The following is a 26,471-nucleotide window of genomic DNA, read 5'->3' as shown; positions in this document are numbered from 1 at the left end:
CAAACGGTCTTTCAATAAGGCCGTTTTTTTCTAGGTTTCTCCTGCAATTCACTGCGGAGAAACATGTATTCATGGAGGTTCTTATGAAATATTTCCGTTTTCTGGGGCTAATCGTAGCCTCTTGTGCCATCTTCTTCGGTTGCGGCAATTCTTCGAGCGCATCGGACAATGACAGTTCTTCTTCTGTCGCCGAAGAAATCTCATCCACTTCCAAGGATAAGTCTTCCGATTCCAAAGGAAGCTCTTCTTCGAGCTCTGTAGAAGAACTCGATATAAGCAACTGCGAAACAGCTAAAGACGCAAAGCTCCAGGCACAGATTTCTGAAGCTACCGCAGCATTCATGAACATGGTTTATTCCAGCGAATTCGCTCTCAAAACTGTCGAAAACTACAAGAATTTCCAGTCCGAAATCGCTAATGCAACAGAACTCTTCAGTTCCGCTCTCGAAAGTCAGCCGGGCAACTGCGAAGCCCAGCTCGGTTACGCTCTCGCTACCGTGGCAAACCTCGTCAATGACCCGGAAGTCAAGGTGATTACCGACTCCCTTCTGCTCGGCTCCACCGAACAAAAATTCGCTTTGGTCAATATTTACCAGGCAGAAAATTACGCAAGCGAAGTCGTCAAGACCGCAATCAAAGTCGACAGCACCTTGATTACGGACCGTATCCAAGGCATCATCGAATCGAACGCACTCCCGACTGTGCAGCAGTCCCTTAAAATTTTCAAGAACTTGATCGACAACGACTTCTATTACGTATACGAAGCAGACGGCAACACCCTCTCCTTGGGCAAGGGAGAATTCCAGCTCACCGCGGGCGCTCTCCAGGCAACGGAAGCAGCTCTCACCCTCCTCGCTTCTTACAATCTCGACGCATCGCTTAACGGTTCCTATAACTGGATCGTCCACCTTGCCGAAATCGAACCTGACTCTACCCAAGCCGAAGAATACCAGTTGTACAAAGATGCTGTCAACCAGGCTTACCACCTTTTGAGCGATAGCGCAAGCTTCCTCACGGTGAAAGACGCTTGGAAGACCAAATACAGTTCTATTCCGGACATGCTAGACAGCGCCGTTGGCAACGTAAAGAACGGTCTCCAGACTCTTCTCGACAGCACAAGCTCCAAATACGCAACATCCGCAGTCATTGCCATTAGCGATGGCGAAATGGGCGACATTTCGACCGAAAATGTTAAAAAAGTGATTAACGTCCTCGACTCCGTCCAACAGGTGATTCGCACTTCTATCACCGTGGAATTTAACGAAATCGAAATTAAAATCTGCCCGAAGAAGTTCTTCTCCATTACCGACGGTATCCAGGACTTCTTCCCGTATTACAAGAGCATCGACTACTCGGAATGGAGCCATTTCCTTTCTGATACGGCCTATTACGAATGGTCTTCGGATGATATCTCCGAATCCATTAACCTCGCGGAAAAATACGCAAAACAGATTGTCAAAGAAAAAGTCCCTTTCATTGATAATCTTTACATAGGCAAATCCAGCGGTCATTACATCACAACTGACGGCAGGTACATTTCCTTTGAAATATCTTGGGAAAATTGCAGTGTCACCATCAACGACACAACGGGTCCTTTAGCAGAAATGATCAACGACACATACAGCCTGAACTCGGAGTCCGGAACCTTCTGCCGTATGACGGGAAAAGACCAATTCTTCGCCTATATTCCCTATAATCTGATGCCGGATTTATTCTACTTCACCGATGCTGAAGGGAAAAAGACCATTTCTCTCGCGAATTTCCACAAAGAACTCCAATACGACAAAATCCATCCGGAAGACCTTACCGATTACATCGTGTTCCCGGATCCAACCTTCAACGGCGTTTTCCCGAACATGGATCAGAAAACAATGGCTTATCTCTTCGTCATCCTGATGTATGGCGCTGGGAAGTAATTAGATTCCTATGTTCCAAAAAATTCTCGTTTTCTTTTTGACTTTTGCGGCTTTAGCTTCTGCAGAGTGGAAGGAGACGGGGATGGCCCGCTGTAGCGGGCTTTTTTTGTTAAACGAAAACGACGCCAGTGCGAACGCATTCGGATGTCAAATTCTAGATTCCCTGCGCACAAGCGTTTTGGATATCGACGCCAAATTACGCCATTCTGAAACCAGCGGTTCTTGGACTTACAAAGCCTGGAAGCTCAAGTCGGAAATGTCCGTTTCCGAAATGGAAATCGGCACCCGCGGAAAATTTCGCCATCTGATTTTAGAAACTTCTGTCGCCGGAAATAATGAACACCTGCGAGCTCTCACCGTTTCCAGTTTGCAGCTAAACGATTCTCTTTTTTACATCGGCATGCATTTGGGAGGCGGTTCCGTCGGAACCTTAAAAACGAAATGGACAACTCTGGTTCCAAACGGTCTCCTCGATACGGTGGATTTGGAATACGAAGCGCGTTATAGAACCAAAGGTGCCTTTATCGGTTCCAAGTATCTCCGTCATGTCGCCGAAATCAACTGGGATTTTTTGCACACACGCCGTGCACCTTTTGAAGACGTGCATGATGCAATCCGCGATTCGAGCGAAGGCATTCTCGGACGTTTGAATTATGAATACCGCGGTACAAGCGGAACCATTCGATTCTTGGCGTTGTGGGCGCACTTGAATTCAGAGTTTTTTTTGCTCCGTTCCGAAGAGAATAACGTTAAACGTTTTGGATATTTAGAACTACGCGGTAATTTGGAAGGCGCAAACCTTGCTTACGAAAATGCAAAGTGGAATCTGCAGGCCGGAGCGTTCTTTTTGCAGTTAGAAATTCCCCGCCACGCGGAACGGTTTTTTGAAACTTTGGCCCCGCAGCGAGCCTTGGACTATTCCCTATTGCAGACACTTTCGCTCAGCTTTTACAAAGTCAACTACCGCATGTACGGAGATCTTTCGGGATTCCTTTCCCACGCAAAAATCAAGCGGACTTTTGAATTTTCACCGGGTGAATTTCACCTGCGCCCAGGAATTTCCGCAGACTTCTTCTACGTTCAAGGAAAGCTGGACGGTGCACAGGAAAATGTGAAGACCGCTCTCATTTTGACCCAGGTGAGAAAGAGAATTTATGAAGGTTCTCTGAACGCCTTCGGCGTCATTGCAGGCTTATCGTTCAAGGTGGAAACTCCGAAGCGGCGCTTCTTTTTTGATGCAAACGCATACCAGATAGCGCCTCTTATTTTGTCAAAGGAACTGACCGAAACCGATGAGAACGGTAATGAAGTCGACGTTTCGTTCACAGGGAATACCGAAGACGGAAAGGTGCCTTCCAAAACGGAATACCTGCCGCTCCGCACAGGATTCGCTTTCGACGCTTCGATCGGTTTCCGCTTTTACTGCGGAATCGCCGCGATGAGTCTTTGGGTATAAGCATCCTTCGGATGCAGAATAATGTCGCGGCTCGTTCCCGTTTCCACAATTCGACCCTGATACATCACGGCAACGCGTTCCGTGTACTGCGCCACAAGTCCCATATTGTGCGTAATGAGCAGCACCGCCGTGTGAGATTCCACCGCCATGCGCTTGAGTACGGCGAGCACCGCCGCCTGAACCGTTACGTCCAACGCGGTCGTCGGTTCGTCTGCAATAATCAAATCCGGATGAGGCAAAAGCGACATCACAATGCAAATGCGCTGAAGCATGCCGCCGCTCATTTCGCAAGGGTAACCGCGCATGACGCGTTCCGGATCCGCAAAGCCTGCGGACTTCAAAAATTCGCAAATCTTTTCCAAGGCATCCTTTTTGGGAACCTCCGGAATCGCTTCCAAAAGCTGACTTTGAATTGTCCTGACCGGATCGAGCGCCTGCATCGGTTCTTGGAAAATCATGGAAATCTTTTTGCCGCGGACCTTGCGCAGTTCGGGAAGCGGAAGCTTCAAAAGATCTTTTCCATCAAACATCGCAGAGCCCGAAATCGCCTTTGCCGAAGGTTTTGGCAAAAGTCCGAGAAGGCTCATCGAGGTCACGCTTTTGCCGCTGCCCGATTCTCCGACAAGCGCAAAGAATTCCCCCGCGTGAATGTCGAACGAAACGTCAAACGTCACCTGCTTTTTGCCGAAGGCAACCGAAATATCCTTTGCCGAAAGAATCACCGGTGCAGTATCACTCATAGCGGTCTCCGGATTTCGGGTCCATCGCATCGCGAATGCCTTCCCCGACAAAAGTGGTGAGCAGTAACGTGATGAAAAGAGCGGCGACCGTGCAAATGGAAATCCACGGTGCGTAAAGGTTGTTCAATCCTTCGCTCATAAGTTCGCCCCAGCTGGGCGTCGGCGGTTCAAGGCCAAAGCCTAAGAAGTCGAGAGATGTCAAACTTCCGATGCCGCCGATGAGCGTAAACGGAAAGAGCGTAATCACCGGAGTGAATGCGTTCGGGAGGATTTCCTTGAAGAAAATTCTCACATGGCCCATGCCGAGCATTTTCGCCGCACGCACGTACTGTTGCGAACGGAGTTTCAGGTATTCCGCGCGCATATAATAGCTCAAAGAGATCCAGTTGAAAATCGCCATGATCGCAATCAACAGGACAAAGCTTCTGCCGTAAATCGACCCGATCAAAATCACCACGTAAAGGAACGGGAGCGAAGACCAGATTTCAATTCCGCGTTGCATTAAAATATCCCACTTTCCACCTAGGTAACCTTGGATACCGCCAATCACAATTCCAAGAAAAGTACCGAGCAGCGTCAAAAGCAAGCTAAAGCTCATGCAAATGCGAAAGCCGTGAATAAGCCTCGAAAGCACATCACGACCGTGCGCATCCGTTCCGAGCAAATGTTTTGAACTCGGCGCAAAAGGAGGCGTTCCATCCGCCGAAAGATCCGCTTTCAAAGGATCCTGCACAATGAGCGGCATCAGCGCCCAGACGTTTTTACCGTCTTCTTTCGCATCTGCCATCAGCACAGGATAATCCGGTTCCGTTTCATAGGTTCCGCCGAATTCCGTTTCCGCGTAAGTCACAAACGCCGGGAAATAGGTTTTGCCTTCGTAGCGCAAAATCAAAGGTTCATCGTTTACGAGCCACGGCGAAAGAAGCGAAAACGCATACATCACAAGCAAGGCGCAAAGCGAACCGAACGCGATCTTGTTCCGCTTGAACTGGCGCAGCTTTTTCTGCATTTCAGGAGAAAGGAATCGCATCAGTTGAACCTAATCCGCGGATCGACAAAGGTGTACAGAATATCGCTGAACAAACGTCCAAACATCGTGAGCACGCTCGAAAGTAAAATCACTCCCATCACCACGTTGTAATCGCGGTTCACCATGGAATTGTAATACAAAAGGCCCATGCCGTCGATGTCAAAAACCTTTTCGATCAAAAGGGCGCCGGCAAACAAAAGCGTAAAGACTTCCGAAAGGCGCGTCACAATGGGAATCAGCGCATTGCGCAGCGCATGGCGCACAAGTGCCTGTCTAAAGGAAAGGCCCTTTGCCATGGCGGTCCGCATATAATCGCGTCCGAGTTCTTCCAAAACGCTGTTCTTCATCAAAAAGGTGAGGAACGCAAATTCGCTGATCATGTAACAGACCATCGGGAGCGTCCAGTGCATCAACACGTCGCCGATCTTTCCTGTAAAAGTCAGGTCTTCAAAATCTTCCGAAACGATTCCGCCGAGCGGAAAAATATCGAGGAAAGATCCCCCCGAAAGAAAGATGATGAGCAAAATACCGAGCGCATAACCCGGCATCACGTAGCCCGAAAAAATCAGCGCGGACGAAACCTTGTCAAAGAGCGAACGGTTCTTCACCGCCTTCGCAAGGCCAAGCGGAATGCACACGAGATAGCTCAGCAAAAAGGATGTCAAACCGAAAGCGAGCGAAATCGGAAAGCGCGAAGAAATCACGTCCCAAACCGGAAGCCCATACGTATAAGACGTTCCAAGATCCAAATGGATCACATTCCACAGCCAATCCAGATAACGCTGCCACGCCGGCTTGTCAAAGCCGAAATAGCTCTGGATCTGCGCAATCTGTTCCGGGGAAATCGACTTGGATGCGCTCACGCCGCCGTGGGCGGCCGCCGCGGACTGGACCTTTGCAATCATCTCTTCTACCGGGCCGCCAGGAATCAGCTGCACCAGGGCAAAACAGACGATCGTAATTCCCAAAATCGTGGGAATCATTAAAAGAAGTCTGCGGATGATATAGGCTTTCATTACAGGCGAATTTAACTATTTTTGAGGCACTATGAACCAAGTTACGGAAAACCTTGTTAAAAACCGTGAAGAAGCAAGCCACACCGCCCTGCTTCTGATTTCGGGAAGCCTCATTACTTTATACCTGACCGCAAACCTGATGGCTGTCAAGCTCATCTCGATCTTCGGCATTACGATCTTTGACGCCGGAACGATTACGTTCCCCTTTGCGTACATGCTAGGCGACGTCCTCACGGAAATCTGGGGATTCAAGGCTGCCAAGCGCGTGATCGTTTTGAGCTTTTTCTGCAACATTCTCATGGTCCTTGCGACGACCGTGGGCGTTTACCTGCCCTATCCGGATTATACGGCAGAAACGGCAAACGCCTATGCGCAAATCTTCGGATACGTGCCGCGCATTGTAATCGCCTCGCTGATTTCGTTCCTCATCGGCGAACTTTCGAACTCCTGGTCGCTCATCAAGATCCGTGAAAAGACCGGCGGAAAACACCTTTGGGCGCGCACCATCGGAAGCTCGGTCATCGGCCACATGCTCGACACGGGCCTCTTTGTGATTCTCGCCTTTGCGGGAACCGCCCCGTTTATCGACCTGCTTTCGATGATCGGAATCCAGTACGCGTTTAAACTTGGCGTCGAAGCGATCTGCGCAACGCCGATTGCTTATCTGATGATTTACAAATTGCGAAAAAAACTCGGGATTTCGCATCCAAGCTAGAAAGCTTAAAGATTTTTTACGTTAATTTTTTGCTTTTTTGACGAAAATCGCCATTCTGTCCACTTGAGAAAAAGGTTCGCCCTTGACAAACAGGGTAAAATTTTCTCTCTTTGGGGGCGTTCAAACTGAAGTTTCACCCTTTTTGGAGATAAGCACATGCCTTGCGGAAAGAAAAGAAAGCGTAAGAAGATTGCGACTCACAAGCGTAAGAAGCGTCGTCGTCGTGACCGTCAGAAGAAGAAAATCCGCTAGTTTTTAGCTGATCTCTTTCCGAAGACATACGGAAATTGCTAAAAGGAATGCTATAAAGGCATTCCTTTTGGTTTTAAAGGGAAATTTTAGCATCTTTAACTCATGGATCAGATCGAAGGCACGCTCAAGACCGTCACCTACCACAACATCGAAAACGGCTTTTCGGTGCTCAAGTTCATTGTGGCAGGCGAAGCGCGCCCGGTCGCTGTGACAGGGACCTTTCCGGAACTTTCCATTGGCGAAAATCTGCGCATGCAGGGCGAATGGAAGGTGCACCCGAAGTACGGACGCCAGTTTTTCTGTTCCCAAAGCGAAGTCATCTTTCCAAAAACCGGAGAAGGCCTTGTCGCCTATCTTTCGGGCGGACTTTTTAAGGGCATCGGCGAAGCCACGGCAAAGCGCCTGGTGGACACCTTCGGCGATGACCTGGTGAACATACTCGACGGCGACGGTGACGCACTCGCCAAAAAGAAGATCAAAGGATTTTCCGGCAAAAAGGTCACGCAGCTCTTGCAAAACTGGAAGCAGATGCGAGAAAGCCGCGAAACGATGCTCTTTTTGTACGGTCACGGCATCACGGGGAGCGTGGCGTTGCGCCTATGGCGGCAGTACGGCCAAAATACCGTTTCGATCATCACCCAGAACCCTTATATTCTTTGCGAAGAAGTCTGGGGCATTGGATTTTTAAAGGCAGACGAAATCGCCCGCAAGGTAGGCATCCCCGAATGGAGCGAGGAACGCTTGGAAGCGGGCATTTGCTATGCGATGCTCAAAGCCTCTTCCGGCGAAGGGCACACGTTCCTTCCCAAGGAAACGCTCCTGTCAAACGCGGCGAACGAACTGCGTCTGCAACTGAACAGCCAGGAAGCTTACGATGATCTGCTGTACGCCTTAGAGCAACTTTTAAAAGTACAGAAGCTTTTGGACGATGGCGAAAAGGTTTCGATCCCAAGCCTCGCCCGTTCCGAAGCTTTTGTTTCGAACTTTATCAGTTCCCGGATTCAAGAAGGCGAATCGAAAGATTTCGGAAATTCGAAGGAGCTCGAAGCGTTCCTCTCCGCCTTTGAAGCGGCGCAAGGCTTTACCTACGATCCCGTTCAAAAGGCGGGCATTGTACGCGCCTTCCAAAGCAAAATCTTTATTATCACGGGCGGCCCGGGTACCGGTAAAACGACCCTCTTAAAGGGAATCCTCGCCCTCGCCGAATCCGAAGAAGTGGACGTCACCCTCGCCGCCCCCACGGGCCGCGCCGCACGCCGCATGCAAGAAGTCACCGGCCACGACGCCAAGACTTTGCACCGTCTGCTCGAAATCAATCCGGAAACGCGCCGCTTTACCCGCGACGAGAACTTCCCCATCGAAACGGGCATCATGATCGTCGACGAATTTTCGATGGTCGATACCTGGCTCTGCGCGGGCCTTATGAAGGCTCTCCCCGAACGCACGCACCTCGTGCTCATCGGCGACAAGGATCAGCTGCCAAGCATTGGACCGGGAAACGTTTTGCGCGACCTGCTTTCGATCCCTGAGATTCCCTGCATTCGACTGGAACGCATTTTCCGCCAAGCGGGCGGTAACGACATTGCCGAAAAGGCGACGCTCATCAATCAAGGGCGCAAACCTTCCCCTGTCGAAGGAAACAACTTCCACTACATTCCTTTTGAAGAACCGGAAGAAGCCCTGGACATTTTGGCAGAGCTTGTCACGGAACGCATTCCGCAGACCTTAAAAGGCCCGGTCAAAGATTTGCAAGTGCTCGTGCCGATGCACAAGGGGCCTCTCGGTACAATCGAACTGAACGCTTTTCTGCAAAAGCTTTTGAACGATTCGCCCAAGGAATTTAAATCGCAAGGCATTACCTGGCGCAGTGGCGACCGCGTGATGCAACTCCGGAACAATTACGAAAAGAACGTTTTCAACGGCGACGTGGGAAAAATCATCGCCCTTGTGAAGAACGATCAAAAAATGACCGTCGACTTTGAAGGCCATCTGGTCGGCTATGAAGGCGATGAGCTGGACGAGCTTTCGCTCGCCTACGCCTGTACCATTCACAAGAGTCAGGGTAGCGAATACCCCGCCGTCATTCTCGTACTGGATTCTTCGCACTTTCGCATGTTGCAGCGGAACTTGCTGTACACGGGAATTACCCGCGCCAAGGGACACGTCTGGATTCTTTCCGGAAACGGAGCCTTTGACGAAGCGATTCGCAACAACCGCATGCAGCTTCGTTATACGCGCCTCAAGGAATTCATTGTCAGCAAAATAAAAGGCGAAACCTTGGAACAGGCTCTGCCCTTGCAAAAAAGTCCTTACGACAAGTTCATGGAATTCCTGAATGAATCGTAAACATGATTTTAAATCCGTCTTTTTTTTCGAATCCATGGATTTGACAATTTCTGCCATTTCAAGATTGTATATTTGAAAAAAAATTGAATTGGAGATGTCGATGAAGACAACCGAACAGCGGGCAGCGGCCAACAAGTTTGTCAAGAAATGGTCCGGCAAGGGCTACGAGAAGGGCGAATGTCAAAAATTTTGGCTCGACCTGTTGGTGAGCGTTTTCGGCATCCAGGACTTCGTTAGCTTTGTCCAATTTGAGAACCAGATAAAGGAACGGTTTGCCGACAAGACTATCACCAACTTCATCGACGTCTACATTCCGTCCACGAAGGTGATGGTTGAGCAAAAGAGCGTGGGCAAGGACCTTCGCGCTCCCATCAGGCAGTCCGACGGCTCCCTGCTCACCCCTTTCCAGCAGGCACGCAAGTACATATCGGGTCTCCCGCTTTCGCAGCACCCTCGCTGGGTAATTACCTGCAATTTTGACGAATTCCTGATTTACGATATGGAAAAGCCCGGCGGCGAGCCGGAACAGGTCTTCTTGAAGGACCTGCCCAAGGAAATTTACAGGCTGCATTTCCTCGTGGATAGCAGGAGCGACCGAATCCGACGCGAAGAAGAAATTTCCTTGAAGGCGGGGGAACTTGTTGGCAAACTCTACGATGCCCTTTACAAGCAGTACATCGCTCCCGACGAAAAGAGCCTGCGTTCGCTCAACATTCTTTGCGTCCGGATTGTGTTCTGTTTATATGCAGAAGATGCGGGGCTGTTCGATACAAAGACTGCATTTGAGGAATACATACAAAGTTTCAAGATTGAGAATGTCCGTCGCGGGCTCATCGACCTGTTCAAAGCTCTCGACACCAAGACCGAAGATCGTGACAAGTACGACACCAAGCTTTCGCCTTTTCCCTACGTGAACGGCGGGCTTTTCGCCCACGAGGACATTGAGATTCCGAATTTCAACGAAGAAATCGTGGATGTCATCGTGAACCACTGCGCTCCCTTCGACTGGAGCGAAATATCCCCGACGATTTTCGGTGCGGTATTTGAAAGTACCTTGAACCCCGAAACCCGCCGTCAAGGAGGAATGCATTACACAAGCATCGAGAACATCCACAAGGTCATCGACCCGCTGTTCCTGGACGAACTGAAAGGCGAATTTTCGTGTATTTGCGAGACGAAAAATGTAAAATCCCGCAATGAAAAACTGGAATCGTTCCAGAAAAAAATAGGGTCGCTTAAGTTCCTTGATCCCGCTTGCGGTTCGGGCAACTTCCTTACGGAGACCTACGCCAGTCTTCGCAAGTTGGAAAACGAGTGTATCAAGTTGAGGCTGGGCAAGGAATCCGCACTGGATGTGTTCGGCGACGAATTCAAGCCGCAGGTGAACATCGACCAGTTTTACGGCATCGAGATAAACGACTTTGCCGTGACGGTGGCAAAGACTGCGCTATGGATTGCCGAATGCCAGATGATGGAGGAAACTTCCAGAATACTGAACCGCAACCTTGAATTCTTGCCGCTAAAAAGCCATGCGGCCATCGTAGAAGGCAACGCCCTGCGCATGGATTGGGAATACCTGAGCGAAGAGCCGCACCTTGACTTGCTTTATGCGGACAAACTGAAATACTATATTGTTCCCGAAGATTTCGATAAGAACGCCCTGCACGATGTATCGGTGAAGTATGAAACTTCAAATACTTTGCATGTCGCCACGAAGCAGGTGGAGCAAGGGAAACTTGAGCCGCATAAAGTCGAGAAAATCCGCTACGACTACATCATGGGGAACCCTCCGTTTTTAGGATATAGTTTACAGACGAAAGAGCAAAAAGAAGAAACACAAAGCATTTACGTTGATGAAAAGGGCAAACCTTACAGGACTGCGGGTAAAATAGATTATGTTGCCAACTGGTATTTCAGGGCATCCGAATTAATCCAGGGAACGAAAACAAAATGCGCCTTTGTTTCAACGAATAGCATCACGCAGGGAGAGCAGGTGGCAGGCGTTTGGAAACCCTTGTTCGAACGGTTCAACCTGCAAATAGACTTTGCCTACCGCACCTTCCGCTGGGATAGCGAATCCGAACAAAAGGCCCATGTCCACTGCGTGATTATCGGTTTTTCATCTCCCGCTGTCAACCTGGAGCGAGCGCCGGGAGCGATAGGAACCACCAAGCGGATATTCCTGCCCGATGGTAAAGCAATATCTGCAAAGAACATCAACGCCTACCTGATGGATGCGCCAAACGTCTTTGTGGAAAGCCGCAAACACCCTTTGTGCAAAGTTCCCCTGATGACCACAGGCAACCGGCCTGCCGATGGCGGGCACCTGATTATCGAGGCGAACGAGTACGAAAATTTCATACGCAAGGAACCCGAAGCGAAACGGTTTATCAAGCGGCTTGTCGGCTCCGAAGAGTTTATCAACAACAAGCCGCGTTATTGTCTTTGGCTTGTCGATGCGACGCCCGCACAAATCAAGGGAATGCACGAAGTTTACAAACGCGTTCAAGCATGCAAACTGGACCGGGAAAGTTCGCCAGACGAAGGGCGGCAGAAACTAGCCTTAAGGCCGGCCCTTTTCCGGGAAACGAACAACCCTGAAAGCTATATTGTCGTGCCCAAGGTCAGTTCAGAAAAAAGAAACTTTATTCCAATGGGTTTCTTTGATGGAGCTACAATATCAACTGATTTAAATTTCATCATTCCCGATGCCACCCTCTACCATTTCGGTATCCTCACTTCCAGCGTTCACATGGCTTGGATGCGAGCCGTATGCGGCCGTCTCAAAAGCGACTATAGATACAGCAAGGATATTGTCTATAACAATTTCCCGTTTGTGTTGCCGAGAGATTCTTCGGTCGCACAGCTCCCACAGGATGACAAGAAGGGCTGTCATTCTGACCCATGTAGAGGGAAAGATTTTCTTCACTGCACGGCGGCGCAAGCGTCAAAAATCGAAAAGACCGCCCAGGCGATTCTTGACGTCCGTGCAAAATACCCTGACTCTAGTCTTGCCGACCTCTACGACGAGCTGACCATGCCCGCAGACCTGCGCCGTGCCCACGCCGAAAACGACCGTGCCGTCATGGAGGCTTACAGTTTTGCCCCCAAGATGACCGAGGACGAAATCGTGGCTGAACTTTTCAAGATGTACGGGGAACTTACGAAATAATTCCTAAATCCGGAACCAGAATTCCGAATTTCCTAGATGCCCGTACTGCCAAAACCGCCGCGGTTCTTGTCTTCAAGAACGGTTTCCACGAAGTTCAGCTTCGGCTGATTTTCCATGATGCGGAACTGTGCAATGCGGCTGCCCTTTTCGATCGTCACATCTTCCGTGGCAAGAACCGGCATTCTCCACCAGTCTTCCTTTCCGCAATAACTGCAGTCCACGACGCCCACGGAATTCACCTGCAGAATTTTCCAGTTCTTGAACGTGGAGCTGCGCGGAGCGATGTGGGCTTCATAGCCTTGGGGAAGCTTCATGGCGACGCCCAAATGAATCAGGCGGAATTCTCCCTTCTTGAGAGTCACGGTTTCTGCAGCCGCAAGATCGATCCAGTCGGACTTGCCGCCGATGTATTCCAAGCGCTTGATCGAATCGTCCAAGTACTGAATCTGAATAGTCTGTTCTGCCATAAAAATTCCTTTTTTAGAGACAATATAGAAAAGAGCCGCAGCATAACTGCGGCCCTTTCATTTGTAAGCATTTTTCAAAGATTAGAGAAGGTCCTTGCGGAGTTCTTCGTCGCTCTTTTCGGAGAGGTATGCAGGCCGTCTTGCAGCCGCGAGCGCCTTCCTTGTACATGCGGGCAAGAGCACGTGCATAGGCAACGAGAACGCTCGTGGTAAAGGCTGGGTTCGAACCGAGCTTCAAGCTGTATTCAATTACGTTCGTAAATTCCTTGTCCCAACCGGTCTTTCCAGAACGGATCACGAAACCGCCGTGAGCCATGCCAGACAAATTTTACGATACTTCTTCTATAAATCTCCACAATACCCTAAATAAATATTCATCGTTTTCGAGTAAAAACTTTGCTCTGACAAAAAATTACATACAAAAAATCTATTTTACTGAACAAAAGGGTTTAGTCAGATGGATCAGCAAACTTATTTAAAAGAAATAACAAAGGCCGTTTCGTTTTTCTGGAAATCTAAGCAAAAACAACTAGCAACAAGCGTAGATAAAAGTAATCGAGGTGCCGTTGTTGGTGGAAAGCAAATGGACGGATTTATCTCTTTGCTAAAGAAAGTTGCTGAAAATTCTGGAGTTCCAAGATCTTGCATATATACAAAAAACAATTACTTGCCTGGATTTTTTCGCTCATCCAAAAACTGGGATTTCCTAGTGATTTCGCCATCAAAAAAATTGATTGCAGCCATAGAGCTAAAATCGCAGATTGGCTCATACGGTAATAACTTTAATAATCGAACCGAAGAAGCCATTGGTTCAGCAGTGGATCTTTGGACAGCTTATAGAGAAAATCAATTTCCCAATCAACAAGCACCATGGGTTGGGTACATCATGGTTGTCGGCAAGGATATCGGATCAACAACTCCTGTAAAGAACAATGAACTAATTTATCCAGTATTACCAGAATTTGGCAAAGCCTCATATATAGACCGATATAGAATTCTCTGTAAGAAATTAAAATTGGAGCGACATTATACTTCTACTGCTTTGTTGTGGACTAGTAGTGAAAAGAAATATGGCGATGTTGCTGAAGACATCTCACTAAATTCTTTTTTGAATTTTTTCGCCGCTCATCTTAAAGGCTCTGCTGATGAATTCAAATGATATATATGGTGTGAGAGCAAATGGCAACGCTCATGGCGATGTATTTACATCACCAGAAATTGTGCGTTATATGCTAGATATAGTTGGGTATAAAGCATCTTATAATTTATCGCAAGTTATAGTTCTGGAACCCTCTTGTGGAGAAGGTGCTTTTATTATTGAAATTGTACGAAGATTGAGAGACTCCGCATCACGTTATCATTTTGATTTTAAGGATGCTTTTTATCGATGTGTTTTTGCCTATGATATAGACGCTACTAAAATAAATAAATGCAAGAAAGAGCTTTTTGCCTTAGGAATAGAGCCTTCTGAAAAAAATTTTAAGGTTGCAGATTTTTTATCTAGTGAAGTTCCTATGGCCGATTTGGTCATTGGAAATCCTCCATATGTCCGCTATGAAAATATTCCTGAAAGCAAGCGAAAGTTGTTCAAGAATATATTTACAACATTTCATTATCGATCAGATCTTTACGTTCTTTTTTACGAAAAAACATTAAGATGTCTTAAAGCGAATGGGAAGCATTGCTTAATTTGTGCAAACAGATGGTATAAAAACGAATACGGCAAGAAATTGAGAAATTTTGTTGCGCAGAACTATCGACTGGAATCCATCATCAATTTAGAGCGTGCAAATGCATTTCAAGAAAAAGTTCTCGCTTACCCCGCAATAACGCTGATATCAAAACAATCTAGAGCCTCTACTTTATCATATGCAGAGGTCAAGTCTGTACAAGAGTTAAAAAAGATGTCTTTTTCAACAAGACCGGTCCCTAAAAATGACGATTGGTCCTGTATTTTCAGCAAAGCCGTAGTTAACGAAAATCTATATACTATAGAAGAACTAGGTTTTAGAATTGGGATAGGAGTCGCAACGGGTGCTGACCACGTATTCATCTCAAAAGATTTGCCCAAACTAGTAGAAAAAGAACTTCTTTTGCCAGCATTGAATGCAAAGAATCTGACAGGAAATCAACTACAATGGAATGGTGAATTTTTATTGAATCCTTATGCAGAAAACGGTGAACTTATTAATTTATCTAAATTTCCTCGCGTAGAAAAATATTTGAAATCTTTCAAAGAAAAACTTTCAAATAGACATATTGTCAAAAAAAACAATGCCAAATGGTATAAAACAATTGACAAAATCAACCCTCAATTAATCAAAAAATCAAAGATTTTGTTACCTGATATTTCAGGAAATCGATTTGTTTTTCTAGATGAAGGTAATTATTACCCTCTTCACAATTTATATTACATCACAGGAAATACGCTTCGTGACCAAAAAATTTTGAGTGCTTTTTTGATGTCCGACGCAATACGTACTCAAATAGCAAGCATTACCAATAATATGAACGGAGGTTTTCCACGCTGGCAAAGCCAGCATTTAAGAAAATTACGAATACCCAATATAAAAGAAATGGGCGAAAGCATCGCAAATAGACTGTTGCAAAGTTACGATCAAAAAAAGCTTGATTCAATAAACGAAATTGTCAATTATGCATACAAAGATCTTATTCTCACTAGAAAAGGAAAAGGCTACTCGGGAGAACAAACATCATTAAATTTTATTTAGTCGTCCCTTAAAATCCCGCCCAGCCCGCATAACTATTGGGAAAAACTGATTTCTACCCTGTGAAAATATTGCAAGGTTTTCTAAAATATGATTGAAAACCTTGCAATTTTTTATGTACAGACCGCCAAAATCCCACGCACAGACAAGCCTTTTCTGTTCCCTTGAGGAGCAGTTGAACCACAAGCATTCCCTCTACGTTCTCGCGAACAAGATTGACTGGAACAAGTTCGAGACCGAGTTTTCGAAACGGTTTGACGACAAAATGGGTGCGCCGAACAAGCCGATCCGTCTCATGACCGGGCTCATCATCCTGAAGCACATCCGCAACGTATCGGACGAGTCCGTCGTGGAGCAGTTTCAGGAAAACGCCTATTACCAGTATTTTTGCGGAGAACGGTTCTTCTCGACGGAGCAACCCTGCGACCCGAGCGAACTTGTTCACTTCCGGCACATGATTGGCGAAGCGGGCATGGACATGATCCTCAAGGAAAGTATCCTCGTCAACGATGACCACGATAAACAAGGACCGACAGGATGCGGCACGGTCTTTCTTGACACGACCGTGCAGGAAAAGAACATCACGTTCCCTACAGACGCCAAACTTGCGAACAAGATAATAGAACAGGTACAGAGGATCGTGGAAGAGCATGATCTTCCGCAAAGACAGTCCTACAAGAGAACCTTGAAGAAGGTCCATCGTGACCAGCGTTTCCGCAATCACCCGAAGAACGGCAAGAAGGCTCACAAGGCAGATCGCAGGCTGAAGACAATCGCGGGACGGCTCGTCCGTGAATTAGAGCGAAATCTCGCCAGCAAGAACTTGTTGAACACGTACAAAGAAAAAATCGAGCTTTTCAAAAAAGTTCTGGCACAGAAGAAATGCGACAAGGACAAGGTCTATTCGCTTCACGAACCCGAAGTAAAATGCATCGGCAAGGGCAAGGAACACAAGAAATACGAGTTCGGCAACAAGGTGTCAATCGCCCGGAGCTACAGCGGCATCATTGTCGGCGCGGTCTCGTTCCGGGACGAGTATGACGGACATACGATAGACGATACGCTTGACCATGTTGAACAAATGCTTGGATTCAGGCCGAGCCAGGCCGCATGCGACCGAGGCTACCGCGGACAAAAGGAATCCGGAACGACAAAGATCGTGATACCGGACGTCCCGAAGAAAAACGCGACTTACTACCAGAAGGAAAAGGCTCACAAGCTTTTTTGCAAGAGGGCAGGCATCGAGCCTATCAACGGCCACCTGAAAAGCGACCACCGTATGGGTAGAAATTTCTACAAGGGAATCTTTGGCGACATGCTCAATGCAAAGCTTGCAGCAGCGGCGTTCAACTTCAAGAGGGCCATGAGGCGCTTTTTTGTCCTGTTGGAATGGCTATACTGTTGCTTCCTTTGCCGGGAAGGGGTGAATAAAAACGGCGAACCTCCTTATCCTGCGCTCGCGAAGTGACTTTTTAAGGGTCAACTATTTAGACACCCTGTCAATTAAACCATAAAAATTCCTTTTTTAGAGACAATATAGAAAAGAGCCGCAGCATAACTGCGGCCCTTTCATTTGTAAGCATTTTTCAAAGATTAGAGAAGGTCCTTGCGGAGTTCTTCGTCGCTCTTTTCGGAGAGGTATGCCGGCGGAACATCGAGAACCGTCTTGCAGCCGCGAGCGCCTTCCTTGTACATGCGGGCAAGAGCACGTGCATAGGCAACGAGAACACTCGTGGTAAAGGCTGGGTTCGAACCGAGCTTCAAGCTGTATTCAATTACGTTCGTGAATTCCTTGTCCCAACCGGTCTTTCCAGAACGGATCACGAAACCGCCGTGAGCCATGCCGGAGTGATTCTTCGCAAATTCTTCTTCGTCAATGAAGTGCACCGTGGTGTCGTAATCCGAGAAGTAGTTCGGCATCGTTTTGATTTCGTTTTCGATTTTTGCCTTGTCCGCACCTTCAGCTGCCACGACAAAAACTTCGCGCGTGTGCTTCTGACGGGTAGAAAGTTCTGGATTCGAACCGCTGCGGACCGCTTCGAGAGCCGCGTCCACCGGAATCGTGTACTGCTTTGCGTTCTTCACGCCAGCGATACGACGGACGGCGTCCGAATGACCCTGGGAAACGCCCTTGCCCCAGAACGTGTAAGTCTTCCCATCCGGGAGAATGGAATCCGCATAGACACGGTTCAAAGAGAAAAGACCCGGATCCCAACCCACGGAAATCATCGAAACCTTACCGGCAGCCTTGGCAGCGGCATCAACCGCGGCAAAATGCTGCGGAATATTTGCATGGGTGTCGAAGGAATCGACCACGTTGAAGAGCTTTGCAAATTCCGGGGTCTGCTTCGGCAAGTCCGTTGCGCTACCTCCGCAAAGGATCATCACGTCGATTTTGTCCTTCCAAGAGGCCGCATCGTTTACGTTCACAACCGGAACGCCAGCCGTCTGAATTTTCACAGTCGCTGGGTCGCGACGAGTGAACACAGCGACGAGCTCCATATCCGGTGCATACTTCACAGCGCTTTCCACGCCGCGGCCGAGGTTACCATAACCGATAATGCCGATTTTTGTCATATTGGAATCCTCTATTGGGGTTAAATTTTTCAGCGCTTAATTTAAAAAATTAGACTCGGCAAAACCTACTTCCAATCCACATTTTTTGCGGCCAAGGCTTTTTCACGGAGGGTCGAAAGGCGTTTTAAAGCTTCCTTTAAAGTTTCGTCTTTCTTTGCAAAATGAAATCTTACAAGATTGTCAACTTTTTCCCGGAAGAAGCTCGAACCCGGAACCGCCGCGACGCCCACATTCTTGATCATCCATTCGCAGAACTTGTAATCGTCCTTCACCCCGAACTCGTTCACATCGACCATCACAAAATAAGAGCCCTGCGGTTCCGTCAAACGGTAGCCCAGCTTTCGAAGGCCGCCCACAAAAATTTCTTTCATGTGCGTGTAATGCTCTTGCAGTTCCTTATAATAGTCGTCGTCGAATTCAAGGCCCGTCACCGCCGCGATCTGCAAAGGCGCCGAAGCCCCGACGGTCAAAAAGTCATGCACCTTTTTCACACGGTCAATGATTCGCGGGCAAGCGATCACATAGCCCAAACGCCAGCCCGTGATCGAATACGTTTTGGAAAGCGAATTGCAAACGATCGTGCGTTCGCGCATTCCAGGAAGCGTATTTAAATAGATATGCTTGTGCGGCGCATAGACAATATGCTCGTAGACTTCATCCGTCACCACGTAGGCGTCATACTGAATCGCAAGTTCCGCAATGAATTCCAGTTCTTCCCGCGTAAAGACTTTACCGCAAGGATTCGAAGGATTGCAAAGGATCATCGCCTTCGCGCCTTGTTTAAAAGCGTTTTCCAAAGCTTCTTTATCAAAGCAGAAATCCGGCGGAACAAGCGGCACATAAATCGGTTCTGCGCCCGAAAGGATTGTATCCGCCCCGTAGTTTTCATAGAACGGAGAAAAGATCACCACCTTATCGCCCGGATTGATAACGCTCGTCAGCGAAGCCATCATCGCTTCGGTGCTTCCGCAGGTGACGACAATTTCACTTTCTGGTTCGATCTTCATTCCCGAAAAATGCTCGAACTTTTTCGCTACGGCATCGCGGAACGCCTTCGCTCCTGCGCAAACTTGATACTGGTGCGGTCCCGTATAAGCGACTTCCGCCAGGCGGTCCAGAATCGCTTTGGGCGGATCAAAATCCGGGAAGCCCTGGGAAAGATTGATTGCGTCGCATTCATTCGCAATTCGCGTCATTTGACGGATTACGGATTCGGTAAATTTAGAAGTTCTTGAGCTGAGTTCTCGCATAAATTTTCCCTGTTTTTTGAAATGATAGCAACGCAAGCTTTTCTTGTTCACCTAAAAAAGTCCGATTTTGGGGCAATTTCAGCAAAAAATCCTAATTTTTCGGCTTCCCAAGTGTTTCCAAATATTATGTATTAATTTTTTTATATCTGAATTTTTACATTCATTTTTGAATTAAAATCTTATATTTATGGACATGCAGAGTGTTTCCGAAATTAGTGTATTTATGTATTTCGATTATCGCGAGTACATCCACGCGATTTTGGAAGCATTGCAATCCGAAGGCGCTTCAATGCGATCCATTCAGGAAGCCGCAGGCGTTCCGGGTTCTGCATTCTTTTCTCGAATTTTGGACGGAACCCGTCCTCTTTCCAGTGCTAACGCCAAAGTTCTTGCCAAGGCTTGGAATTTGCGCGGCGAGGAAGCGGATTATTTTTTGGGACTCGTTCAATTTGGAAACGAAAAAAACGTGGACAAGCGGGAGCATTTGTTGAGAAAGCTGCTCGCCGCCCGTGCGAGCAAGCAGGAGTACGCTTTGCAGGATTCCGCGCTCCAGTTCTTTTCAAAATGGTACTATCCCGTTCTGCGAGATCTTCTTCCGCTCGTTCCGGCAAGGACATCTGCGGAAAAGATCGGCAGATTCTTCACTCCGCCTCTTCGCGCACCCCAAATCAAGAGCGGCATTCGTTATTTGACCGAAGCTGGTTTTATCGTCTGCGACAAGAACGGCAAATTCTCGGTCACAAGTCCTGTCGTTTCAACGCCGCCACGCGTGCGTTCCACAATGCTTCGCAAGTACCATTTGAAGAATCTGGAAATCAACAGCGAAGTCTACGACAGTTTTACAAGCGACGAACGCAGCATCACAAGCGTTACTTGTAGTCTTTCGAAGGAAGGCTTCGAAAAAGTGCGCACCGAAATCACTGCGCTCCGCGAAAAAATTTTAGCAATCGCTCAAGAAGAGTCGAATCCTGACCGCGTATGCCATGTCGGATTCCAACTGGTTCCGCGTGCTCAAATACCCGCAAAGGAGAAAAAAGCATGAAGCTTCTTTCGCGGATTTTCGCACTCCTCTTTTTCACCGTTTGCGCAGCCGTTTTCAGCAACTGCAGCAGCGATTCCGTGGCAAACGGAACAGGCAGCAACGCTGGCGAAACGGAACTCGCCGGCGTCATCACGGTCACAAATCCTAGCGGCCATCCTCTTGCCCGTGCCGCGGCCCGCGTCTGGGTCTTGCACAAAGACACCATCCAGCTCGCGTTTGAAGATACTTTAAATGAGTCCGGGACTTTGGAATTCAAGTCCACGATCCGCGCCGAAGACAAGTCTTCCATTCAGCTGATCGAAACTCATTCCGGAGACTCTCTTTCGGTGATGCGCTGGGTGGATCTCGGCAAAAAACCGTCGCAAACACTCGCTGCGGTCGCCAGCGCGTCACTGAAAGGAACCATTACCCATAACGGCGAAGCCGTGAAAGGTGCCACAATCCGCATCCTCGACAAATCCACCGAAACTGACGCAAGCGGCAACTTCACCTTTGAAGGTTTGCCAAGCGGTGTCCATTACGCATTCGTCGAAGGCAACTTTGGAAAGTTCTCTTACCAGATGGAAACGGATCTTGAAGAATATGCAACGACAAACAACATCGACATTGCCGAAAGCATCTTTACTGTCGTCGAAGACTTTGAAAACTGGAAATCCCGCCAGACGCTCCTCGGCAAAAGCTTTGGACAGGGCTGGTGGTTTATTTGCACCGATTCGCTACAAGGCGGCGGAAGCCACGTTCAAGACGGCATCTCCAGCCCGAACATTCTCGTCACGGGAGACAGCGCAAAAGACGGCAGCAGTCTGCATTTGATTTTTGATTTGGACGAAGAAACTCCGGGGCATTACGGCGTCGCAGGCTTCACCATCGGCGACGATTTTGACGAAGACGAAATGTTCTCCTTCTACGATTTGAGAAGCGCCACCGCGATTTCATTTGACGCCAAAGGCTCGGGTGAACTTTTCTTGCAAATCACCAAGCGCAGCGATGAAGGCAAACGGGAATATCACAAGACATGGCCCGTCACGCTCACCGACGAATGGCAGCACTTTACCTTTACCGCCGAAGATTTCGACACAGAACTCGCCGCGGTGAACTCTTTGAATTTTATGGTCGAAAGCGATGCGGAAATCTATTTGGACAATGTTCGTTTTGATGGAATTTCGCCAAGCATGTGGCCAAGCTTAGGCATGCGATTCTAAGCCTTTGAATTTGCGACGAAAAAAAACAGGAGCCATTTATGACTCGGAGAGAGGTACAATGAAAAAGACGATGAAGGCTGTAACAGCCCTTTGCGCATTCGCACTCGCAAGCAGTGCCTTTGCAACGATTCAACCGACTCGTGTCGGACCTGTGAGCCAGTACGGCGCACTGCAAACCGGCACAAACGCCGCTGGCGAAGGCCGTATCTACGGTTCCGTCGATGGCGTCGTGGACGGTAAAGAAGTTCAGGTCCGCGGCATGAGCCTTACCTGGAGCCAGTATTGGCCGTACGGTTCGAGTTTCTATGGGCATTCCTTTATCGACACTCTCGTCGGATCCTGGAACGTAGAACTCATTCGTTCTGCGATGGGCATTGTCCCGCCTTGGGGCCACGGCAGTTATATGACCCGCCCGGAATATTTTGAATCTCAAATGGATACGGTCGTGCAGGCTGCAATTGCAAACGATGTTTACGTTTTAATCGACTGGCACAGTGAAGGCGGCTACTTCAACTGCATTCACCCAAACGAAAAGCCGAAGTATGAATTCAACGACAACAAGACCTGCTTCAGTGCAGCCGACGCAGCCGCATTCTTCGGCCGTATGGCAGAACGCTACGGCAAATATCCGCATGTGATTTTTGAAATCTACAACGAACCGGTCAGCGAAAGCTGGGACGATCTCAAGGCTTATGCCGACAGTGTCCTCACCGAAATTCGTAAATACTCAAACAACCTTGTCGTCATCGGAACGCCGACCTGGTCTTCGATGGCAGGCGAAGCGATTTCAAATCCGGTCCAAGATAAAAATGTCGCCTACACCTATCACTTCTACGCAAACCTGCACCAGACCGCAAGCCACATTGCAAGTTCAAACACCGCCATGGCAAACGGTTTGAGCATCTTCGTCACGGAATGGGGCGGCATCGACGACATTTTCACGAACGCTTCTTACAAGACTCAGCTCGAAAGTTTCCTTTCTTGGGTCAACGAGAAAAAACTTTCGACCGCCAAGTGGGATGTAGAAAAACCTTATCTCGAAGACAACGACGTCGACAACTACATCAAGGCAAATATTCTTCCGCCCAAAACGACATACACCAAGAACGTGAACTGGGAAACATCCATTACCGACAACCTGCCCGGCTCCGTCACCTACGGCACTTCTAGTGCTATTTCGGGAACTTGGAGCGCCACTAGCGACATTGACGACTACGGCGACGAACAAGGCGAAAAGGGCAACTCCACATTCACTAACAATTCCACCGCGACCACGGTCAAAATGGACAACATGATTCTCGACACGGTCGGCACAGGCTTTGATTATGCGCCCTACATTCGTGCGGAATACACCTTCGGCGCAGGCGTCGATCTTTCGAACTGCAAGATGGTGAGTTACAAGTACAAAGGCGCAAACCACCAATTCACCCTTTACTACGACTGGAACGCAAGCGTTGATTACTTCGGCGTAGGAGTTTGGGACTATCCATTCGTCGAAATGCCGTACGCTCCGGAATGGGAAACCGTTCACGTCGATCTCGGCTGGATGACAAGCAACGGTTGGCAGACAGGCATTCCGACAGTTCCGGTTTTGGAAGCCGCTACCGCATTCCGCTTTGTGGTCACGAACGACTTCTTTGACACTTCACTCTGGATTGAAGACCTGAAGTGCGAAGAAGAAGTTTCGGGTTACAGCCCGGTCGAAATCGATACGACGACCGCACTCCCGAAAATCGCCACCAAGGCTTCCCCGCTGAACGTTTCCGTACAGGGCAAGAACATCGCCGTGAGCGGGATTGAAAACGGCAGTCTGTACATGCTCTCGAACATGCTCGGACAAGTTATGGCAAGTGGCCGCACAAACGGTTCAAGCCTGAACCTGAACGTCGCAAACTCCGGCAAGTATATTCTTCGCATCGGAAGCAAGCAGGCCGCGATTTCGATCCGTTAAATTTCACATGATCCCCAATAAAAAGGAGCCCTCGAAAGAGGACTCCTTTTTAGTTTCCACTGAAAAAAGTTTATTCTCCTTCAGAGTCGGTCACGAAAAGCGAGTTGTCCACAATGCCACTATCGCAGTTGCCAGAAACATTATCCGCACTGCAAGCAACGAGGGCGAAGGAAACGAAAAGCATAGACATCAAAACGATCCAAGTCTTTTTCATTGTTCATTCTCCTTAAATTAGAAGTTGAGGAAGATGCCAAGATCAGCCACAATATTGTCGCCGTTGAAAATGGCAGCAACCGTCTTGGTGTAAACTTCGTTGGTCAAGCTAGCTTCAACAGCCACCATCTTATATTGGGCGCGAAGACCGAGCTGTGCTCTGGTACGTTCCGTGTGAAGCTGGATTGCAGAAATCTTGTCTCCATCCACATACTTCACCGATTCGTAACCGAAGAGGAGAACGTTGTGAGACACGCCACCGAAGAAGAGGAAGTTTTCGTTCAGGGCAAAGTCCGCCCAGATGTTCGGTTCGAGCTGAAGGCCGAATTCCGTGTGAGACTTAATGCCAGCATCACCGCCGTCATAAATTTGAATACCGAGAGTGTTATTTGAACCAATCATGACACGAGCCATATCATTGCCAAGAATCTGTGCAGCAAGATTGAAGTACGGATCGATTTCCACACGGCTATTTCCGGAAGCGCTCGTCGAAGACTGACCGGCCATCGTCATTTCCGTCGTTTCAGCATGACGGAGGAGCAAAGCACCCGCCGTCCAACCGAGGGTCGTAGCGCTCGGAGAGTTCGTGAAGCGAGCAATCAAACTGAGTTCCCAGTAATCATTTTCGACATTGTCCGTCGATACTTCGTCATCGATCGTAAGCCAGCCCGCTTCCAAGCTCAAAGCATAGGCGCCGAGAGGCATTGCAAACGTCACGCCGAGATCGTCACCAGCATTCACCACGGTAGCGTCATCGTCGCCATCGCTCACGAAGCTCTTGGAAAGACCGATGTCCAAACCAAGACCGAAGCCTGCCGTAGCGATACCGGCCGTGAAGAGGCCGACATCCGCAGAAGAATTATCAAGACCACCGTAGAAAGTAAGACCTTTATTGAAAGCGACGTAGCCGAGAGCGTTAGTCGGTTCCACATACAAGAACTGGCCTAGAGCCATCATGTACGGGTAATCCAACTGATCGGCAACCGTCGTTGCAGCGAGTTCGCTACCGACGAAGTTATAAGCGTTACCGCGAAGCACGTCAAGCTGAGCCAAGAGCGAGCTCGAATTCTGAGCCGGGGCTACTGTAGCCGGGGCCACTGCAGCCGGAGCCTGTGCCACCGGTTCCGTTTCATACGGAGACGGAGCTGGTTCCGCAGCCGGAGCTTCTGCAACCGGAGTGGCTTCCTGAGCCGGATCCTCTGCGTAGTAGTCATCTTGTGCAAATGCAGAAGCAAACGCAAAGGCGCTTACTCCAGCCAACAATTTCAAATTCATACGACCTCCTTAGTTGAATAGAACTTGCATTCAGCATAAAATAAGGTGTCAAATATAGTTCAAAATTTCTATGTTAAGGGCATGGCCTTTTTAAAAAACATTTTTTCCATTCTCACTGTTTCGGGAATGGCATTCTGCGCTTTTGCATCCGACGTCCAAGCGCCTTCGACAAACATTCGCAACGTCGATAAATCGGATTTTTTCGCTAAAAACCTCAAATCCGCAAAGAATACCGAAGCTTGGACGTATCAATTTGTCTTTGACAACGGTACCCGCGCCTACGTCAATTATGCAACCATAGTCATTCCGGCTTCCGGAAAAAAAATCGGTTGCGACATTTCATTCTTTAATCTTAAAGGCAAAAAATCCAACATTGGACGCCAATATCCATTGGAACGTATCAAGGAGTACAAAGACCAAAACAAAATCTCCATCAAGGATGAATACATCATGGAAGGTCTTCCCGGAAAAGGTCACCGCGTCCTCTTTACTGCAAACAAGGAAGATTTCGGCAAATTCCTGCTCGATATCACCTTCACCAGTGCAAACAAGGGCAAAGTTCCGGGCGACGGCAAATGGAAAATTGGCGATGGCTATTACGGGGCCGCGGTCCTCATTCCTTACGGACGCGTCAAAGGTAAAATCGCCCACAACAGCGATACTCTCGAAGTCCAAGGCTACGGCTATCTCGAACACACCTGGCAGTCCGGCAACCCGACCGATCTCGCCGAACGCGCCTTCAATGTCAGCGAAGCGACCCGTGGTGCATACGCCGGACGCCTCGCCCTCGACGAAGACGGAGTCCCTTTTGGCTATCTAATTGAAAAGAAAGGCGACAAATCGAACGTTTTGCTTCCGAAAAGCATCCTTGAAAACGGAAAGCCGTATAAAGGTTCTAAATTTCCAAAAACCGCATTGCAAATCACGTGGCAAAATGCCGCAGACACTTTGACCCTCGACATGTCGAAGCCGCGTCAAAAGTTCTCCATGCTCGAAAACTTTGACGGTTGGCTCGCCAAAAAGGCGACCAAGGTGATGCTCGGCGGTGAAATTTTCTTCTGGCGTGGACGCTCCAAAGCCGCAGACGGTTACATTTACGACTGGAGCATTACCGGATTCTAA

The 26,471-nt window shown here is 48.4% G+C and carries 20 protein-coding genes and 1 pseudogene; 12 read left to right on the top strand and 9 right to left on the bottom strand.

Features of this window, described 5'->3' with window-relative positions; all coding sequences use genetic code 11:
* Positions 1-83 precede the first annotated feature (83 nt).
* Both BGX16_RS08195 and BGX16_RS08190 read left to right on the top strand, forming a co-directional pair.
* Positions 84-1,916, top strand: a complete 1,833-nt coding sequence (locus BGX16_RS08195) for a hypothetical protein (protein ID WP_157797940.1) — start codon at positions 84-86, stop codon at positions 1,914-1,916.
* 82 nt (positions 1,917-1,998) lie between these two features.
* On the top strand, positions 1,999-3,372 hold the full coding sequence (locus BGX16_RS08190; RefSeq protein ID WP_157797939.1) for a hypothetical protein: 1,374 nt from the start codon (positions 1,999-2,001) through the stop codon (positions 3,370-3,372).
* Here the strand turns inward: BGX16_RS08190 and BGX16_RS08185 are convergent.
* Genes BGX16_RS08185 through BGX16_RS08175 form a run of 3 tightly spaced genes read right to left on the bottom strand, consistent with a single transcriptional unit; the run spans position 3,336 to position 6,158 of the window.
* On the bottom strand, positions 3,336-4,112 hold the full coding sequence (locus BGX16_RS08185; protein ID WP_157797938.1) for an ABC transporter ATP-binding protein: 777 nt from the start codon (positions 4,110-4,112) through the stop codon (positions 3,336-3,338). The genes BGX16_RS08190 and BGX16_RS08185 overlap by 37 nt on opposite strands.
* Positions 4,105-5,142, bottom strand: a complete 1,038-nt coding sequence (locus BGX16_RS08180; RefSeq protein WP_100425603.1) for an ABC transporter permease subunit — start codon at positions 5,140-5,142, stop codon at positions 4,105-4,107. Before BGX16_RS08180 ends, BGX16_RS08185 begins: the two co-directional genes overlap by 8 nt.
* The gene (locus BGX16_RS08175) at positions 5,142-6,158 is read right to left on the bottom strand and encodes an ABC transporter permease subunit (protein ID WP_100425602.1); all 1,017 of its coding nucleotides are present in this window, start codon (positions 6,156-6,158) and stop codon (positions 5,142-5,144) included. The genes BGX16_RS08180 and BGX16_RS08175 overlap by 1 nt, the downstream gene beginning before the upstream one ends.
* Positions 6,159-6,189: 31 nt before the next feature.
* On the opposite strand from BGX16_RS08175, the gene BGX16_RS08170 reads away from it, so the two are divergent.
* The 3 genes from BGX16_RS08170 (at position 6,190) to BGX16_RS08160 (ending at position 12,643) form a co-directional block, all read left to right on the top strand.
* Positions 6,190-6,873: a queuosine precursor transporter gene (locus BGX16_RS08170; protein WP_100425601.1), complete on the top strand. Its 684-nt coding sequence runs from the start codon at positions 6,190-6,192 to the stop codon at positions 6,871-6,873.
* Positions 6,874-7,227: 354 nt separating this feature from the next.
* Positions 7,228-9,471, top strand: coding sequence for an SF1B family DNA helicase RecD2 (gene recD2 / locus BGX16_RS08165; protein WP_100425600.1), 2,244 nt, complete (start codon positions 7,228-7,230; stop codon positions 9,469-9,471).
* 100 nt (positions 9,472-9,571) lie between these two features.
* Complete coding sequence (locus tag BGX16_RS08160; protein ID WP_157797937.1) at positions 9,572-12,643, top strand: DNA methyltransferase; 3,072 nt, start codon at positions 9,572-9,574, stop codon at positions 12,641-12,643.
* Positions 12,644-12,675: 32 nt separating this feature from the next.
* Here the strand turns inward: BGX16_RS08160 and BGX16_RS08155 are convergent, their stop codons facing one another.
* Together BGX16_RS08155 and BGX16_RS08150 are read right to left on the bottom strand one after the other, a co-directional pair.
* On the bottom strand, positions 12,676-13,110 hold the full coding sequence (locus BGX16_RS08155) for a dUTP diphosphatase (protein WP_100425598.1): 435 nt from the start codon (positions 13,108-13,110) through the stop codon (positions 12,676-12,678).
* Positions 13,111-13,191: 81 nt separating this feature from the next.
* Positions 13,192-13,438, bottom strand: a pseudogene (locus BGX16_RS08150) (diaminopimelate dehydrogenase); the annotation flags it as partial.
* Between the two features lie 129 nt (positions 13,439-13,567).
* Here BGX16_RS08150 and BGX16_RS08145 point away from each other — a divergent pair.
* From BGX16_RS08145 to BGX16_RS08135, 3 genes are all read left to right on the top strand, one after another.
* Positions 13,568-14,269, top strand: coding sequence for a PaeR7I family type II restriction endonuclease (locus BGX16_RS08145; protein ID WP_100425597.1), 702 nt, complete (start codon positions 13,568-13,570; stop codon positions 14,267-14,269).
* A complete protein-coding gene (locus tag BGX16_RS08140; RefSeq protein WP_100425596.1) occupies positions 14,256-15,842 on the top strand; it encodes an Eco57I restriction-modification methylase domain-containing protein in 1,587 nt (528 codons plus the stop codon). The genes BGX16_RS08145 and BGX16_RS08140 overlap by 14 nt, the downstream gene beginning before the upstream one ends.
* 112 nt (positions 15,843-15,954) lie before the next feature.
* Entirely contained in the window at positions 15,955-17,307 is a 1,353-nt protein-coding gene (locus tag BGX16_RS08135) for an IS5 family transposase (protein WP_198514820.1), read from the top strand.
* 125 nt (positions 17,308-17,432) lie between these two features.
* Here BGX16_RS08135 and BGX16_RS08130 read toward each other — a convergent pair whose 3' ends face one another.
* Both BGX16_RS08130 and BGX16_RS08125 read right to left on the bottom strand, forming a co-directional pair.
* Positions 17,433-18,416, bottom strand: coding sequence for a diaminopimelate dehydrogenase (locus BGX16_RS08130; RefSeq protein ID WP_100425595.1), 984 nt, complete (start codon positions 18,414-18,416; stop codon positions 17,433-17,435).
* 65 nt (positions 18,417-18,481) lie between these two features.
* A complete protein-coding gene (locus BGX16_RS08125) occupies positions 18,482-19,666 on the bottom strand; it encodes a pyridoxal phosphate-dependent aminotransferase (protein ID WP_100426801.1) in 1,185 nt (394 codons plus the stop codon).
* A gap of 223 nt (positions 19,667-19,889) precedes the next feature.
* Here BGX16_RS08125 and BGX16_RS08120 point away from each other — a divergent pair, with 223 nt between their 5' ends.
* From BGX16_RS08120 to BGX16_RS08110, 3 genes are read left to right on the top strand one after another with little or no spacing between them, the layout of a single operon-like run.
* Positions 19,890-20,708 (top strand): TIGR02147 family protein, encoded by an 819-nt coding sequence (locus BGX16_RS08120; protein WP_241899497.1) that lies wholly within the window; start codon positions 19,890-19,892, stop codon positions 20,706-20,708.
* Positions 20,705-21,910, top strand: coding sequence for a carboxypeptidase-like regulatory domain-containing protein (locus BGX16_RS08115; RefSeq protein WP_100425594.1), 1,206 nt, complete (start codon positions 20,705-20,707; stop codon positions 21,908-21,910). Before BGX16_RS08120 ends, BGX16_RS08115 begins: the two co-directional genes overlap by 4 nt.
* Before the next feature lie 58 nt (positions 21,911-21,968).
* On the top strand, positions 21,969-23,861 hold the full coding sequence (locus BGX16_RS08110) for a glycoside hydrolase family 5 protein (RefSeq protein ID WP_100425593.1): 1,893 nt from the start codon (positions 21,969-21,971) through the stop codon (positions 23,859-23,861).
* Between the two features lie 70 nt (positions 23,862-23,931).
* Here BGX16_RS08110 and BGX16_RS14610 read toward each other — a convergent pair whose 3' ends face one another.
* Both BGX16_RS14610 and BGX16_RS14850 read right to left on the bottom strand, forming a co-directional pair.
* Entirely contained in the window at positions 23,932-24,075 is a 144-nt protein-coding gene (locus BGX16_RS14610; protein ID WP_157797936.1) for a hypothetical protein, read from the bottom strand.
* A gap of 17 nt (positions 24,076-24,092) precedes the next feature.
* Positions 24,093-25,349 carry a hypothetical protein gene (locus BGX16_RS14850; RefSeq protein ID WP_198514885.1) on the bottom strand — a complete coding sequence of 419 codons (1,257 nt, stop codon included), beginning with the start codon at positions 25,347-25,349 and terminating at the stop codon, positions 24,093-24,095.
* 81 nt (positions 25,350-25,430) lie between these two features.
* Between BGX16_RS14850 and BGX16_RS08100 the strand changes: the two genes are divergently transcribed.
* Positions 25,431-26,471: a hypothetical protein gene (locus tag BGX16_RS08100; protein WP_100425592.1), complete on the top strand. Its 1,041-nt coding sequence runs from the start codon at positions 25,431-25,433 to the stop codon at positions 26,469-26,471.

Source organism: Hallerella succinigenes (genome assembly GCF_002797675.1).
Classification (GTDB): domain Bacteria; phylum Fibrobacterota; class Fibrobacteria; order Fibrobacterales; family Fibrobacteraceae; genus Hallerella; species Hallerella succinigenes.
Note: the sequence above shows the minus strand (reverse complement) of the source record. Positions and strands in the feature narration are given on the sequence as shown.